The organism is Sphingomonas flavalba, assembly GCF_047553045.1.
In the GTDB taxonomy this organism is placed as follows: domain Bacteria; phylum Pseudomonadota; class Alphaproteobacteria; order Sphingomonadales; family Sphingomonadaceae; genus Sphingomonas_L; species Sphingomonas_L flavalba_A.
In genome coordinates this window covers 2,598,317-2,612,500 of the sequence record NZ_CP180208.1, presented here as the reverse complement: position 1 = coordinate 2,612,500, position 14,184 = coordinate 2,598,317, and the positions used below count along the sequence as shown (strand labels likewise).

The window sequence follows — 14,184 nt, the reverse complement described above, 5'->3', positions numbered from 1 at the left end:
CATCGCCAGGCATTCCCTGCTATACTCATCGATGATGTTGAGCATCCGGAACTTGCGCCCATTGCGCGTCTGATCCTCGACGAAGTCGTATGACCAGACATGTCCGCGATGCTGCGGGCGCAATCGGATGCACGATCCGTCGCCCAGCCAGAGCCGACGTCGCTTCGGTTGCCGCTTCGGCACTTTAAGACCCTCCCGCCGCCAGATGCGCTCGACAACCGATAGGCTGACCTGCCAGCCGGCATGGCCGAGCAGAGCATGGATGCGGCGATAGCCGTACCGGCCATAATCCTTGGCCAGTGCGGCAATATCAGCTGTCAGACGCTGCTCGTCGCTGTCATCCTTTGGACGATGTCGCTGCGTCGAGCGATGCTGAACCAGAACACGGCAGGTCCGACGCTCCGATACTGGAAGAATGCGTCGGACCTGCTCGATCGCCTCGCGGCGACGGGAGGGGCTCAAAAAGTCAGCTTTGACGCCTCTTGCAGGATCGCCTTGTCGAGGGCGAGATCGGCAACCAGCTTCTTCAACTGCGCATTCTCCCGCTCCAGATCCTTCATCCGACGCACCTGGTCGACCTTCAGGCCACCATATTCCTTGCGCCACCTATAGAGCGTCTGTTCGGCAATCCCGATCTGCCGACAAGCCTCGACCGCGGTCCCGCCCCGCCCAACAATCACATCCACCTCACGCAGCTTCGCGATGATCTGCTCCGGCGTAAATCGCTGACGTCCCATATATTTCTCCAATCCTTTCGCCCAATCGGGCTCTCTTCAGAATTGGACCAACTTTCTCAAGGCACACCAGTGCGCGAAATGTGTCGCATGATATGCGACCCCGCGAACGAAATCAGCCTTTAGCGAGTTTTAAACGGCCTGCCCATCCGCGCTAGCAGCTGTCGTTCTGGCGCGAAATACAGCCGTGGGACAGCACTAGCCGCCCCCCGACTTCCGATGTTATCGGCAGCGTAGTTCGCCCTTATCGATCGATCGGCCAAGCAATGCGCCACCACCGGCACCGAGGACGGTGCCAAGCGTCTTGTCGCGCCCGCCGTCGAGTGATCGGCCAAGCAACGCGCCCACCGCGCCGCCAATAATCAGGCCGGTCGTGCCGTTATCCCGCTTGCAATAATAGCGTCCGTCGCGGCCGCGCCAGACCTTGTCGTTGTTGTTCAGGCGGCGCGGGTTCACATAGCGGCCGTGGCGGTCGTAGTCGCCGCGATGGTAGCCGTTGTGGCGCTGGGCGGCGGCAGGCGCAATCGGCAGCAGCATCGCGGCGATGGTGGCGGCCAATGTCATCTTGAGCATGATATTCCCTTCCTTCGTGCCGTTCAGAACCCGCAGACCCTACGCGCGGTTGCATGAACGGCCGGAGACCTTCTCGTTCATCGAACCGTTCATCTTGGCCGATGGGACGGTCCGCCCCGGATCAGCGGCATTCGGTGGCGTTCTGGTCGACCGACTTGCCGAGCAGCGCCCCGGCGCCAAGGCCGAGGATGGTGCCGACCGCCCGGTGTCGCCCGCCATCGATCGCCCGGCCGATCAGCGCGCCGCCGGCGCCACCGATGATAAGCCCGGTCGTCCCGTCCGAACGGCGGCAATAGGTCCGCCCGTCGTCGCCGCGCCAGGTCTGCCCGGCATAAGCGGGCGGCGGCGGGGCGGGCGGCGGCGGGGGCGCCGACGCCTGGTCATAGTCGCGGTAATAGCTGTCGCGGCTGCGGTAATAGGCGTCGCGCGAACGCTCGTAATTCTCGCGGTCTCGGTAATATTGGTCGCGGGCGCGCTCGTAGGAATCGCGGGAATCGACCGCCCGGTCCTGGGAATAATTGCGATAATCCTGCGCGCTGTTGAAATGGTCGCGCTCATAGGCGTCGCGGTCGGCGTCATAGTCCGGCGGCGGCGGCGCGTCGTAGGAGAGCGGCGGCGGCGCCCCGGCCTGGGCTGCAGCGACGGTCGCCGGTGCGGCGATCGCCAGCAACGGGGCGAAGAGAAAAACGGCCTTGCGCATCGGAAACCTCGCTTTCGGCGCACTGGAAACGCGCCACTTTCGTCCGGCTTGCCTGAACGGCGGCTGATCGGCCCGCCGCCTTATGGCGCGGCCAGTATCGCGCCGCCGAGCAGCAACAGCAACTTGACGTCCATCACCACCCCCGCCGCCCGCCGCGCGGCGACGAACTCCGGCACGTCGGAAAGCGGAACGCGGTGGACGACAATCTGTTCATCCTCGACGCCGCCGCCGTCGCCGACCCTGACCAGCCCGTCGGCGCGGACCAGGGTGAAGGTTTCGGAGACCATGCCCGGCGACGAGGCGAAGCGGCCGAGCAGCGACAGCCGTGCGGCGCGGTAGCCGGTCTCCTCCTCCAGCTCGCGCCCGGCGGCGGCGAGCACCGCTTCCCCGGCCCGATCGTCGCCGACCAGCCCGGCGGGCAGCTCCAGGCACCAGCCGCCGAGCGGCACGCGATATTGCTCGACGAGCAGGACATGGCCGTCGTCGACCGCCAGGATCACCGCCGCCTCTATGCTGCGCGCGCGCGACACATATTCCCACTTGCCGTCGCGCTTGGCGGTGATGAAGCGGCCCTGCCAGACAATCTCTTCCATGACCGGCGGCGCTACAGGATGATCAGGCGGTCCGGCAACTCGTTGGTGTCGTCGGCGCTCTTCGGGAAATGCGCGGCGAGGATCGCGCCGACATGGCCGACCGCCGCGGCGATGCCATCGGCGATCCGGCCGGCGCGGACCTCGTCGATCATCGCCGCCATCGCCGCGCCCCACGCTTCGGGCGGGACGCGGGCGTGGATCGCCTCGTCGGCGACGATCTCGGCGACATGCTCTTCCATCGACAGGTAGATGAGGATGCCGGTGCGCCCGACGGTGCGCCGTTCCGCCCCCACCTTGAAGCAGGCGATCGCACGGGCGCGCACCCGCGCCGCCTTCACCGCCTTCGGCGTCAGCCACAGCCGCAGCGGGCGCCAGGTCAGGATCAGCCATGCGGCCAGGAATTTCAGCGCCATCATCGCCAGCAGCGCGGCGCAGATCAGCGCCGGTTCGTGGCTGACCGACCAGCCGCCGGACAGCCAGTCGAGCGCGCCGGTCAGCATCGCCGGGACCAGCGCGAAAAAGGCGGGGACCATCAGCGCGATGCCGATCGCCCACAGCAGCGCGACGTCATGATAACTGTCGGACCGGTCGGCGGCGATCGTCACGATCTCTCCGTTCGACAGCCTCTCCGCGGCGCTGACCGCTTCCGAAACGCGCCGTGCGCTGGCTTCGTCCATCACCATCCCCCCGATGCGCCGCCGCCGCCGAACGACCCGCCGCCGCCGGAAAAGCCGCCGCCGCCACCGCCGCCGCCCCATCCAGCGCCGCTGCCGCCGCCCCATCCGCCGCCCCAATGGTCGTCGCCGCCCCAGATGACGACCGGGCCGGCCCCGCCGCGGAAGCGCCGGCCGCGCCGTCCGAACAGCGCCGGCAGCACGAACACGACCATGACGATGATCCAGAAGATCAGCGCCACCGGAATGCCGTCGTCCTGCCGGTCCTTCGCCTGGGCGAGCAGTTGCTGCTGGCGCGCCTGCGCCTGGTCTTCCGGCAGTTGCAACTGGGCGATGATCGCGTCGGCACCGGCGGCGATGCCGCCCGCCATGTCGCCGCCGCGGAAGCGCGGGGTGATCTGGGTGTTGATGATGACCGACGACAGCGCGTCGGTCAGATAGGGTTCCAGGCCATAGCCGACCTCGATCTTCACCTTGCGCTCGTTCGGCGCGACGAGGAGGAGGACGCCGTCATTCTGCTCCTTGGACCCGATCCCCCACGCGCGGCCGAGCCGGTAGCCATAGTCGGCTATGTCGTAGCCCTGCAGGTCCGTCACCGTCGCGACGACGAACTGGCGGCCGGTCTGCTGCTCGACGGTGGCGAGCTTGGCGGTAAGGGCGGCGGCCTGCGCGGCGTCGAGCAGATGCGCCTCGTCGACGACCTGCCCGCTCAGCTTCGGAAAGGTCTGCGCCTGCGCGGCGGAGGCGAGCAGCATTGCCAGCAGGACGAGCAGCCATGCCCACCCCCGGCCCAGTGGCGGCGCCGGGGGGCGCGCGGGCGGAAGCAAGGGCATGGCGCCGGTCCTCGTGCCCCGTTCAGCTCTTGGCGCCGAAATCGACCTTGGGCGCGCGGTCGGCGTTGGGTGCGGTCGCCTCGAACGGGGTCAGCGGCTTGGCGCCGTGGACCAGCTTGGCGCCGATCATGTCGGGGAAGGTGCGGATGCGGGTGTTATAGGCGCGCACCGCCTCGTTATAGTCGCGCAGCGCGATCGCGATCCGGTTCTCCGTCCCTTCCAGCTGCGACTGGAGGGCGAGGAAATTCTGGTTGGACTTCAGGTCGGGATAGGCCTCAAACGTCGTCAGCAGGCGGCCGAGCGACTGGCCGAGCGTGCCCTGCGCGTCCTGGAACGCCTTGACCTTCGCCGGGTCGTTCAGGTCGTCGGCGCTGAGCTGGGTCGAGGAAGCGCGGGCGCGGGCCTCCGTCACCTCTGTCAGCACGCTCTTCTCCTGCGCGGCATAACCCTGCACCGTCGCGACCAGATTGGGGATCAGGTCGGCGCGGCGCTGGTACTGGGTCTGCACGTCGGCCCAGCGCGCCTTGGCCGTTTCCTCCGCGGTGGGGACGCTGTTTATGCCGCAGGCCGACAGCGGCATCACCAGTGCGGGCACGGCAAACATAGCGAGAAAGCGGCGGTCCATCGGCGTCATCCTTTCAGGCCAACTGTATTGCGCGGGGAATACAGCAGCGCCACGCCCGCCGCAATCGCTCTTGCCTTCGCGCCGAGATCGGGGAAAGTTCCGCCCGACCGACTGACAGGGAGATGTTATCATGCTCGGGGAATTCAAGGCCTTCATCATGCGCGGCAACGTGCTCGATCTGGCGGTCGCCGTCATCATTGGTGCCGCGTTTGGCAAGATCACCACGTCGCTGACCGAAGACATCATCATGCCGGTGGTCGGCTGGCTATTCGGCGGCCTCGATTTTTCCAGCCACTTCATCACCCTCGGCGCCGTTCCCGCGACCTATACCGGTTCGCTGACCGACTATGCGGCGCTGAAGGCGGCGGGCGTGGCTCTGCTCGGCTGGGGTGAGTTCCTGACCGTGGTCATTAACTTCGTCATCCTCGCCTTCATCATTTTCCTGCTGATCCGGTCAGCGACGAAGCTGGCGCTGCGCAAGGACGGGGACGAGGTGCCGGCCGACGTCGCGCTGCTGACCGAGATCCGCGACCTGCTGAAGAACAAGTAGCATCGCGGCCCCGCCCGGCGGCGCGCAACCGGCGCCGGGCGGCTTCACTTCACATTCATCGCCGAACCCTTATATCGGGCGTGCCGGATTCGTCCGGAGATGGCGATGAATGATGCCGTGGAATAGATGCAGCGGACCCGGGGGCAGTACCCGGCGGCTCCACCATAAACCCCCGAAAGGGGGCTTCTGACGGGGCCGAACCAGGATCGACGTGTATTCAAAGACGGTGTTTTTGCCCGGGCTGAGTAACCCGTTAAAGGCTCAAAACCACAAGTGCCAACGATAACGAGGCGCTCGCGATTGCTGCGTAATCACGGCCTAACGGCTTAGATTACAAGGCTTGAACGCGGTTCGGGCCGCACCGGGCAACAGAAGCGGATTCCAGCGGTACGGGGGGCACCGGGCAACAGAAGCCCCCCACTTCCTTTCCTGCGGGACGGCTCTTCGCGCCGCTACCGGCGGCGATCGAGCAGCCAGAATACCACCGCGATCAGCGTACCGGCACCGACGCCGATGACCAGACCGAGCGAGGGCTGGCGGTAGAGGCCGCCAATGAAAGTTCCAACCAGCGGCAGGATGGCCAGCGCGATGCCGGCGGCGCGGGGATTCGGTTTGGGCGCGTTGGGTGAAGTCATCGTTCGCCGCCAATGCCATGTCCCGCGCCGATACGCCAGCGGTGCCGCACCGATACGCTTCGTCCCGGCAGGAGACGCGGCAAGAATAGCTTCACCAACGAAGCGGGCCGTGATGGCGGGGCCCCGCATGCTGGCACGCCACTTGAGTGGGGCGATGCTGAATCCCGTCGGAGCAGCCATGAACCCGTCCTCATCTGCACACTTGTCACCGTTCGTCGTCGATCGCGCTTCTATAGCGGACGCCACTGCACTGATCGCCAAGCATGGCGACGACGCCGGTTTCGAGGCGGCAGCGCGCGCCGATCGTTTGCGCGCGATCGGCAATGTTCTTGGCTTCTGCCGCTGGCGCCAGATCGAACGGCTGGTTGTCCTGCTCAGCGCGGGAACCGCAGCAGGGACCATTCACTGACTTGCCGCCGGGCGAACCGCTCGCCCGGCGGTTTTCATAGCCTGTCAGTGCGACAGCAGCACCCGCGCCTGGCCGGCGACCTGCGCCAGCATCGCGGCGTTCGGCACGCTGGCGCCGCGCGCACGCTTGATGACGTCGCGGAACGCCGTGACGCGCGCTGCATTGCCGTCCAGCCACGCGGCGACCTTCGCCTCCGGCGCCTTGCCGCCGGCACGCGCCAGGAAGTCGAGCCGCATCTGCTGGAAATCGCGCGCCAGACCGGCGGTCAGCAGCCGTTCCCACGGGTCGGTCGGGTGCAGGCGGATCGCGGTGGTCTGCGCCCAGTCGAGGCCGAGCGCCGCGCCGAGCGCGGTGAACGCGCTGGCCAGCACGGTTTCGTCGACCTTGCTGCGCGCGCCGAGCGCGGCCAGGCCGACGGCGCCGTCCAGCTCGAACAGGCGGGTGACGCGCTGGACCAGCGGGGCCGGCGCGCCGGCGGCGGCCAGCCGATCGGCAATCGCGCGGGCGGCGCCGCGCCCTTCGTCGCGCAGGATATCGTCCACCTTGGCGTCGAGTCGCTTGATCCCCGGCGCCAGCAGGGCAACCAGGTCGCTCGGCTGCTGGCCGGGCTGGATCGTGCGGATCAGGTCGGCCATCTGCGCACGCATGGCCGCCGCCACCTGGTCAAGCAGCATCAGCCGGGCGTCTTCGCCGATCGTTGCTGCATCGATATCCGCCCAGATCTGGCGGATGCCGAACAGCCGCTCGGCGGTGATGAACACCGTCGCGATATCGGCGAGCGAGGCGCCTTCCTCCTCCGCCAGCTCGAACGGGACGATCAGCCCCATGCGGTTGACGATGCGGTTGGCGACCTTGGTGGCGATGATCTCGCCGCGTAGCTGGTGAGCGTCGATCGCGGCGGCGAACCGCTTCTGCATCGGCACCGGGAAGGCGGCGTGCAGTTCCGACGCCAGCGACGGATCGGCGGCCATCGTGCCCCGCTCGATGCCGTCCTGCAGCGCCAGCTTGGCGGTGGCGAGCAGCACCGCCAGTTCCGGCCGGGTCAGGCCGCGCTTGTCCTGGGCGCGGCGCAGCAGCTCCTCGTTCGGCGCCAGCCCCTCGACGACGCGGTCGAGCCGGCCCTCGCTCTCGAATATCTCGATCAGCCGGACATAGGACGGCAATGCCTCCGCGCCGCCGCTTTCGGCGATCGACAGGGCGAGCGTCTGCATCCGGTTGTCGTCCAGCACCAGCGCGGCGACATCGTCCGTCATGCTTTCGAGGAAGGTATTGCGGTCCTCGAAGCCAAGCCGGCCTTCTTTGACCTCGCGGTTGAGCGCGATCTTGATGTTGACCTCGTTGTCGGAACAGTCGACGCCGGCCGAATTGTCGATGAAGTCGGCGTTGTTGCGGCCGCCCTTCAACGCATAGGCGATGCGGCCGGCCTGGGTGACGCCCAGGTTGGCGCCTTCGCCGATCGCGGTGGCGCGGACGTCCTCGCCATTGACGCGCAGCCGGTCGTTGGCCGGATCGCCGACCTCGCTATTGGCCTGCGCCTTGGCCTTCACATAGGTGCCGATGCCGCCGAACCACAGCAGGTCGACCGGGCTTTTCAGGATCGCGGAAATCAGCGCCGTCGGCTCCATCTCCGTGTCGGTGACGTCGAGCAGGGCGCGGACCTCCGGGGTCAGCGGCACCGTCTTGGCGCTGCGCGGGTAGACGCCGCCGCCGGCCGAGATCAGCTTCGCATCGTAATCCGCCCAGCTTGACCGCGGCAAATCGAACAGCCGCTGGCGTTCCGTCCAGCTCTTCGCCGCATCGGGGTTGGGGTCTAGGAAGATATGGCGGTGGTCGAAGGCGGCGACCAGCCTGATCGCCTTGGACAGCAGCATGCCGTTGCCGAACACGTCGCCGGACATGTCGCCGCAGCCGACGACGCGGACCGGATCGGTCTGCACGTCGACACCGCGTTCAGCGAAATGGCGCTGGACGGAAATCCACGCGCCGCGCGCGGTGATGCCCATGCCCTTGTGGTCGTAGCCGTGGCTGCCGCCGCTGGCGAAGGCGTCGCCCAGCCAGAAATTGCGTTCCTCGGCGATCGCGTTGGCGACGTCGGAGAAGCTGGCGGTGCCCTTGTCGGCGGCGACGACGAAATAGGGATCGTCACCGTCGAGCGCGACGACCTTTTCGGGGTGAACCACCTTGCCGCCGACGATGTTGTCGGTGACCGACAGCAATGCGCGGATGAAGATGCGGTAGCTTTCCTTACCTTCTTCCAGCCAGGCGTCGCGGTTGGACGGGTCCGGCAGCTGCTTGGCGTAGAAGCCGCCCTTGGCGCCGGTCGGCACGATCACAGCGTTCTTGACGCGCTGCGCCTTCATCAGGCCGAGCACTTCGGTGCGGAAATCGTCGCGCCGGTCGGACCAGCGCAACCCGCCGCGCGCGATCGGCCCGGTGCGCAGGTGGATCGCCTCGATCCGCGCGCTGTAGACGAAGATCTCACGCCACGGCACCGGCGCCGGCAGGCCGGGGACCAGCGCGCTGTCGAACTTGAACGCCAGCGCCTCTCGCCCGCCGGGGGCGAAGGCGTTGGTGCGCAGGATCGCCGCGACGACGCCTTTCAGCAGGCGCAGGATGCGGTCGTCGTCGGCGCCGGCGACATCGCGCAGCCCGGCTTCAAGCGCGGCCTGCGCGGCATCGACCGCGTCGCCGCCCTTGCGGCCGGCCGCCGGATCGTGGCGCGCGTCGAACAGCGCAATCAGCGCGTCGGCAACCTTCGGCGCCCGCGCCAGCGCGTCGACGACCGTGGTCAGGCCATAGGACAGGCCGGTCTGGCGCAGGTAGCGGAACCAGGCGCGGAACAGCACGATCGCCCGCGGATCAAGCGCGGCGCAGACGATCAGGCGGTTGAATGCGTCGTTCTCTGCCCGGCCGGACAGCACTGCCGCGATCGCCTGCTCGACCACGTCGGCGCGGTCGAACAGCGCCGCCTGGCTGGCGCCGCCGCCAAGGTCGAGCACGAAGTCATGGACATAGCCGAGCGCGCCATGGTCGAGGGCGGTCGGCATTTCCTCGATGACGCGGAAGCCGAAATTCTCCAGCACCGGCACCGCGTCGGACAGCGGCACCGACCCGCTGCCGTTGTAGATCTTCAGCCGCAGCCGGCTTTCGGCGCTGGTGTCGTCCAGCAGCCGTGCGTCGCGATCGGCCGAATCGCCCAGCCCCTGCAGGCGGGTGATGTCCTGCGCCGCCTCGGCCGGGCCGGATGCGGCGCGGTAGTGCGACGGGAAGGCCGGGGCGTAGCGCAACGCCAGCCGCGCGGCGCGGCCCTGGTCGCCGCCCTCGGCAAGCACCGCCTCCACCGCCGGCACCCAGCCGCGCATCATCTGTTCCAGCCGCGCGTCGAGCACCGCCATGTCGGGCAGCGTGCCGCCGTCGCGCAGGTCGAGCGTGTAGCGGACCAGCGCCAGGCTGCCTTCCTCCATCGCCATCGACCAGTTGAGCAGCGTCGCGTTGGCCGCATGGGTCAGCATCTCGCCGATCTCGGTGCGGCGCTGGGTGGTCGATTCGTCGCGCGGCAGCCAGACGAAGGCGAACAGGTGGCGGCCGAGCGGGCTTGGCACCCCGACCAGCCGGGCGCGCGGGCGATCGGCCAGCGACATGGAGGTCAGCGCGACGGTTTCGAGCGCGGCCGGGTCGAACGCGATCAGCAGGTCATGGGGCAGCGCGGCGAGCGCGTGGCTGAGTGCCTTGCCGGCATGGCCCGACGGGTCGAACCGGTATTTCTCCTGCAGCGCGGCCAGCCGGGCGCGCAGCACCGGCACCTTTTCCGGCGCGGCGTTCAATGCGCTGCTCGTCCACAGGCCGGCGTGGAGCGACAGGGCGGTGATCCGCCCGCCTTCGCGCACCGGCACGACCAGCACGTCGAGCGGGACGTGGCGATGGACGGTCGCGATCTGGTTGGACTTGACCGCCAGCGGCGCGTCGCCGCCCTCCTCGAACCAGCGGAACGCATCGTTGATCGTCGACGGCGCGAGCAGCGGCGTATCGTCGACCCGCGACACGCCGAGCGGGGCGCTGACGGCGCCCTTGCGGTCGCGCACTTCGTGGGCGAGCTGGGTGAAATGGCGGTCAAGGAACCAGCGCAGTAGCGCCGCGCCCTCGCCGTCCGGCAGCCGGTCCGCATCGGCGCGCATCGCCACCTGCATCGCCGGCCAGTCGGCAACGGCGGCGCGGACATGGTTCAGGTTGCGCTCCAGCGTCGCGACCAGCGCCCGCCGCTCCTTTGCGTCCGCGCGCTCCACTTCGACATAGATCATCGACTCGCGGCGTTCGCCTTCGGCGCCGTCGTCGAGAATGGAGGTCAACTGCCCGGCGTTGTCGCGCCGCACGCTCAATACGGGGTGGAGCAGCCGGTCGATCGCCAGGCCCTGCGCACCAATCGTTGCTGCGACCGAATCGACGAGGAAAGGCATGTCGTCGTTGACGATCGCCAGCCGCATGTGGCGTTGGCGTTCCCCCGCCGCGACGGATTCGATCGCGACCACCGCCTTGCTCGTGGGGCGGGTTGCGGCTGCCTCGGCCACGAAACTGGCGGCATCGGCGCGCGCCTCTTCGTCGAAACCGTCAAGCTCACCCGGAAGCGCGCCGTTGACCAGTGCCTGTCCGATCTTGACCGCAAAGGCCTGTGCCGATGCGTGCCGATCCCGCGATACCGTCGCCATATGTCTCCACCTGCAAATTGCGCCCCGTTTTCAGGGGATTTCGCTTCTATGGGGAGCCTATGCGCCGGGCTGTGGCTTTCCTCAAGCCTCGGCGGCGGCAATCCTGATGGCGCGGTCGATAAGTGCGACATCGCTCGCGATCGGCGCAACAATTCCGAGGGTTCCGTCGCTCACCCGACGGGCGACGAGGACCACGAATTCTGCTTCGCCTGTGTCGAGCGCAACGGTTGCGCACGGCGTAATGCTGCGCAACGTCGTCCGCGCTTCTTCGTCGCGATTGGGCTTGCCCGCAGGGGCGCGTAAGCGGCGTTCGGCCTGAACGATGCCCTTCAACCCGCCGGCGTGATTGTCGAGCAGCGCCGGCAGCCCGCCGCTGGCGATGCCGAGGCGCCGGCCGTGGGACAGCGCCGCCGCATATTCGGTCAGCCGTGTCTTGTCGTGGTTGATGCCGAATACCAGTTTGACGATCGGGGTCATCGGCGCGCGGGCCTGAGCGGCGATGCCGCTGTCCTTTAGCAGTTCGCCATATTCTTCCGGCCGCGCGTCGGCGATCAGCGAGAAATCGAAGGCAAGGCCAAGCGCGGTGTAGAGTGCGCCGCGGCTGCGGCGTTCGCTATGCTGCGCCGATTCGGCGGATTCGCGGGCCGCCGCCAGCCAGTCGTAGATGCTGGAGCTGTCGTCGAGTTCCGAAGGCTCGGCGGCTTCGGCATCATAGGCGATCGGCTCGCCAAGCAGCGGGCTGGCATGCGGCCCGTCAGCCCATACCGGAATGTCACTGCCCAGCGGCGCGCGCGGTACGTGGCGAAGCGCCTGTCCGATTTCGGCGGCCAGTGCTTCGCTGGCTTTTTCAGCGACGACTTCCTTCCAGTTGATCACGCCGTAGATGAAGTCGATCGAATCCTCGTCGGAGGAGAACGGCATCAGGATGCCGCGGTACATGGTGTTGCGGCCGCGGCTGTTGACGAATTCCGCTTCGAACCCGATCGGCGCGCGGTTGGCGATGATCTGGAGGTAATGATCGGTCAGGCGCGACAGCAGAGAACGGCTCGGTACGTCCGCGATGCTTGCGATCTGCTGACCCAGGCCGCACTCCTCGCGCAACACGGCGCCAAGCCAGGCGACTTTCGGGTTCTCGATGCCACCGGTGAAGTCGAGCAACACGCTGTTCGGGCCGAAGTCGGCGATTTGCGACGGGTCGAGATCTTCGATCGCCGGGTATGCCCGGCCGCCAAGCAGTGACACCCAGTAGTTATAGGCGCGGACATGCATGCGCCGTTCGTCGGTGCCGATTGCCGGCGGAGCCTCGACGGCGGCGTCGTCGATCGTCGCCGTGTCGCCCGCATCCCGGTCAAATCCGCGCATCGAATCCATTCCGATCCCTACTCGTCGTAAGCGGCCATTGTGCACTTCCATGGTAAATGAATGGTGAAGCTTTGTGGCGCGGCTTGCGCTTGCCAGCACACTTGCCCGCTGGTAAGCGCTGCCACCCGTCCGGCGCCGCTTTAGCTCAGCTGGTAGAGCATCGCATTCGTAATGCGAGGGTCAGAGGTTCGAGTCCTCTAAGCGGCACCACGGGTTTTCGACAGCGATAGTGGCTGGATGACAGCTAGGTTATCGGGCGATCATCATCGATGATTCCTGGAATGCTGCGGTGCAGCATTTCGCCGTGCGGCGGCGCTGTTGGACGGAGCTACGGGGTGTGGCCGCGATCACGGTCTGGCGGGAGCGAGGAAGGCGGTGAGGTCGGGGGCCGTCGTATCGAGGGTGCCCGCTTCCGCGCTGGCGACCGGATAGGCGCAATAGTCCGCCGCGTACCAGGCGCTGGGACGATGGTTGCCCGACGCGCCGGTGCCACCGAACGGCAGGTTGGATGCCGCGCCATTGGTCGGCCGGTTGCGGTTGACCACCCCGGCGCGCGACCGGGCGAGGAAGCGCCCCCAGAGTGTGTCGTCGGCGGTGAGCAGCGCCGCCGACAGGCCGTAGGCGGTGTTATTGGCCGCCGCGATCGCGTCGTCGAAGCCCGCAACCCGGACCAGTTGCAGGACCGGCCCGAAAATTTCCGTGTCATCGCGGGTCGCGTCGGTCATGTCGACGACCGCCGGGGCGCGGAAGGCGTGGCCGGGCAGGGCGCCGGGCGCCGGGCTCAGCAGCCGACCGCCCTGCGCGACCAGCCGGTCGACGGCGCGGTCGATCCCCGCCGCTGCATCGGCCGAGATCAGCGAGCCCATGAACGGCTGCGGTTCGGCGTTCCAGCGGCCGATGCGGAGCCGGCCGGCGAGGGCGACCGCCGCGTCGACAATGGCCCGGCCGCCGGCATCGTCCCGCACGATCAGCCGCCGCGCGCAGGAGCAGCGCTGCCCGGCGGTGAGGAACGCCGACTGGGCGATGGTCGCGGCGGCGAAGTCTGCGCCGCCGTCCCATGCGATCAGCGGATTGTTGCCGCCCAGCTCCAGCGCCAGCATGAAGCCGGCGCGTGTGGCGAAATGTTGCTGGAAATGCAGCCCGGCCCGCGCCGAGCCGGTGAACAGCAGGCCGTCGATCGGGCAGTCGACCAGCGCGGCGCCGGTTTCCCGTCCGCCCTGCACCAGTTCCAGCACCCCATGCGGCAGGCCGGATTCCCGCCACAGCGCGACGAGCATTTCACCGACCGCGGGGGTGTGTTCCGATGGTTTGAACACCACGCAATTGCCGGCGAGCAGCGCCGGAATGATGTGGCCGCTGGGCAGATGGGCGGGGAAGTTGAACGGGCCGAGCACGGCGAGCACGCCATGCGGCCGGTGGCGCAGCACGCTTTCGCCGAAGGCGGTGGCGGCGCGGCGTTCGCCGGCGCGTTCCGCCTGCGCGGCGATCGAGACGGCGACCTTGGCGGCGACGCCGTTCGCCTCCGTTCGGGTTTCCCACAGCGGCTTGCCGGTTTCGCGCGCGATCAGCGTGGCGAGCGCCTCCGCCCTGGCGGTGACGCATTCGGCGAAGCGGCGGACCAGCGCGATACGCGTGTCGAGCGGGGTTTCGGCCCAGCCGGGCTGGGCGGCGCGGGCGCGGGCAACGGCGGCGGCGCAGGCCGCGGCATCGTCCACCGCGCCTTCCCATACCAGACTGTCATCCGACGGGCAGGTCGATCTGAGACGGTCCCCCACGATTGCGCTCCATGGTCA

Annotated in this window: 13 protein-coding genes, 1 tRNA gene and 1 other RNA gene (1 of these 15 running past the window's edge); 4 read left to right on the top strand and 11 right to left on the bottom strand. The window is 68.1% G+C overall.

What is annotated here, in order from left to right; genetic code table 11:
- The 7 genes from ACMT1E_RS12495 to ACMT1E_RS12465 form a co-directional block, all read right to left on the bottom strand.
- A protein-coding gene (locus tag ACMT1E_RS12495; RefSeq protein WP_414899752.1) for an IS3 family transposase occupies positions 1-737 on the bottom strand; the annotation gives its coding sequence in 2 pieces (ribosomal slippage) (positions 1-464 and positions 464-737; 1,173 coding nt in all); it reaches 435 nt to the left of the window's first position.
- A 219-nt stretch (positions 738-956) separates the two neighbouring features.
- Positions 957-1,307, bottom strand: coding sequence for a glycine zipper 2TM domain-containing protein (locus ACMT1E_RS12490; protein WP_414900634.1), 351 nt, complete (start codon positions 1,305-1,307; stop codon positions 957-959).
- 121 nt (positions 1,308-1,428) lie between these two features.
- Positions 1,429-2,007: a glycine zipper 2TM domain-containing protein gene (locus tag ACMT1E_RS12485; RefSeq protein WP_414900633.1), complete on the bottom strand. Its 579-nt coding sequence runs from the start codon at positions 2,005-2,007 to the stop codon at positions 1,429-1,431.
- An 80-nt stretch (positions 2,008-2,087) separates the two neighbouring features.
- On the bottom strand, positions 2,088-2,600 hold the full coding sequence (locus ACMT1E_RS12480) for an NUDIX hydrolase (RefSeq protein ID WP_414900632.1): 513 nt from the start codon (positions 2,598-2,600) through the stop codon (positions 2,088-2,090).
- Between the two features lie 11 nt (positions 2,601-2,611).
- The gene (locus ACMT1E_RS12475) at positions 2,612-3,283 is read right to left on the bottom strand and encodes a TPM domain-containing protein (RefSeq protein ID WP_414900630.1); all 672 of its coding nucleotides are present in this window, start codon (positions 3,281-3,283) and stop codon (positions 2,612-2,614) included.
- Complete coding sequence (locus tag ACMT1E_RS12470) at positions 3,277-4,029, bottom strand: TPM domain-containing protein (protein ID WP_414903421.1); 753 nt, start codon at positions 4,027-4,029, stop codon at positions 3,277-3,279. Before ACMT1E_RS12470 ends, ACMT1E_RS12475 begins: the two co-directional genes overlap by 7 nt.
- 100 nt (positions 4,030-4,129) lie before the next feature.
- On the bottom strand, positions 4,130-4,732 hold the full coding sequence (locus ACMT1E_RS12465) for a LemA family protein (protein ID WP_414900629.1): 603 nt from the start codon (positions 4,730-4,732) through the stop codon (positions 4,130-4,132).
- A 130-nt stretch (positions 4,733-4,862) separates the two neighbouring features.
- Between ACMT1E_RS12465 and mscL the strand changes: the two genes are divergently transcribed.
- Together mscL and ssrA are read left to right on the top strand one after the other, a co-directional pair.
- Positions 4,863-5,282, top strand: a complete 420-nt coding sequence (mscL, locus tag ACMT1E_RS12460; RefSeq protein ID WP_414900628.1) for a large conductance mechanosensitive channel protein MscL — start codon at positions 4,863-4,865, stop codon at positions 5,280-5,282.
- Between the two features lie 44 nt (positions 5,283-5,326).
- Positions 5,327-5,666: a transfer-messenger RNA gene (gene ssrA, locus ACMT1E_RS12455) on the top strand.
- Between the two features lie 68 nt (positions 5,667-5,734).
- On the opposite strand, the gene ACMT1E_RS12450 is transcribed toward ssrA, so the two are convergent.
- Entirely contained in the window at positions 5,735-5,917 is a 183-nt protein-coding gene (locus tag ACMT1E_RS12450) for a hypothetical protein (protein WP_414900627.1), read from the bottom strand.
- Between the two features lie 127 nt (positions 5,918-6,044).
- Here ACMT1E_RS12450 and ACMT1E_RS12445 point away from each other — a divergent pair, with 127 nt between their 5' ends.
- On the top strand, positions 6,045-6,326 hold the full coding sequence (locus ACMT1E_RS12445; RefSeq protein WP_414900625.1) for a hypothetical protein: 282 nt from the start codon (positions 6,045-6,047) through the stop codon (positions 6,324-6,326).
- A gap of 44 nt (positions 6,327-6,370) precedes the next feature.
- Here the strand turns inward: ACMT1E_RS12445 and ACMT1E_RS12440 are convergent, their stop codons facing one another.
- Both ACMT1E_RS12440 and ACMT1E_RS12435 read right to left on the bottom strand, forming a co-directional pair.
- The gene (locus ACMT1E_RS12440) at positions 6,371-11,029 is read right to left on the bottom strand and encodes an NAD-glutamate dehydrogenase (RefSeq protein WP_414900623.1); all 4,659 of its coding nucleotides are present in this window, start codon (positions 11,027-11,029) and stop codon (positions 6,371-6,373) included.
- 81 nt (positions 11,030-11,110) lie between these two features.
- Positions 11,111-12,391, bottom strand: coding sequence for a hypothetical protein (locus ACMT1E_RS12435; RefSeq protein WP_414900621.1), 1,281 nt, complete (start codon positions 12,389-12,391; stop codon positions 11,111-11,113).
- A 134-nt stretch (positions 12,392-12,525) separates the two neighbouring features.
- On the opposite strand from ACMT1E_RS12435, the gene ACMT1E_RS12430 reads away from it, so the two are divergent.
- Positions 12,526-12,601 (top strand) — tRNA-Thr (locus ACMT1E_RS12430).
- A gap of 137 nt (positions 12,602-12,738) precedes the next feature.
- Here the strand turns inward: ACMT1E_RS12430 and astD are convergent.
- Entirely contained in the window at positions 12,739-14,166 is a 1,428-nt protein-coding gene (gene astD, locus ACMT1E_RS12425) for a succinylglutamate-semialdehyde dehydrogenase (protein ID WP_414900619.1), read from the bottom strand.
- Positions 14,167-14,184: the final 18 nt, after the last annotated feature.

What these genes read in the sequence shown, in the direction of transcription:
- mscL (WP_414900628.1), top strand. Translation starts at nt 4,863, where the DNA reads ATGCTCGGGGAATTCAAGGCCTTCATCATGCGCGGCAACGTGCTCGAT.
- ACMT1E_RS12435 (WP_414900621.1), bottom strand. Translation starts at nt 12,391, where the DNA reads ATGCGCGGATTTGACCGGGATGCGGGCGACACGGCGACGATCGACGAC.
- ACMT1E_RS12450 (WP_414900627.1), bottom strand. Translation starts at nt 5,917, where the DNA reads ATGACTTCACCCAACGCGCCCAAACCGAATCCCCGCGCCGCCGGCATC.
- ACMT1E_RS12445 (WP_414900625.1), top strand. Translation starts at nt 6,045, where the DNA reads ATGCTGGCACGCCACTTGAGTGGGGCGATGCTGAATCCCGTCGGAGCA.
- ACMT1E_RS12485 (WP_414900633.1), bottom strand. Translation starts at nt 2,007, where the DNA reads ATGCGCAAGGCCGTTTTTCTCTTCGCCCCGTTGCTGGCGATCGCCGCA.
- ACMT1E_RS12440 (WP_414900623.1), bottom strand. Translation starts at nt 11,029, where the DNA reads ATGGCGACGGTATCGCGGGATCGGCACGCATCGGCACAGGCCTTTGCG.
- ACMT1E_RS12465 (WP_414900629.1), bottom strand. Translation starts at nt 4,732, where the DNA reads ATGGACCGCCGCTTTCTCGCTATGTTTGCCGTGCCCGCACTGGTGATG.
- ACMT1E_RS12480 (WP_414900632.1), bottom strand. Translation starts at nt 2,600, where the DNA reads ATGGAAGAGATTGTCTGGCAGGGCCGCTTCATCACCGCCAAGCGCGAC.
- ACMT1E_RS12470 (WP_414903421.1), bottom strand. Translation starts at nt 4,029, where the DNA reads ATGCTGCTCGCCTCCGCCGCGCAGGCGCAGACCTTTCCGAAGCTGAGC.
- ACMT1E_RS12475 (WP_414900630.1), bottom strand. Translation starts at nt 3,283, where the DNA reads ATGGTGATGGACGAAGCCAGCGCACGGCGCGTTTCGGAAGCGGTCAGC.
- ACMT1E_RS12490 (WP_414900634.1), bottom strand. Translation starts at nt 1,307, where the DNA reads ATGCTCAAGATGACATTGGCCGCCACCATCGCCGCGATGCTGCTGCCG.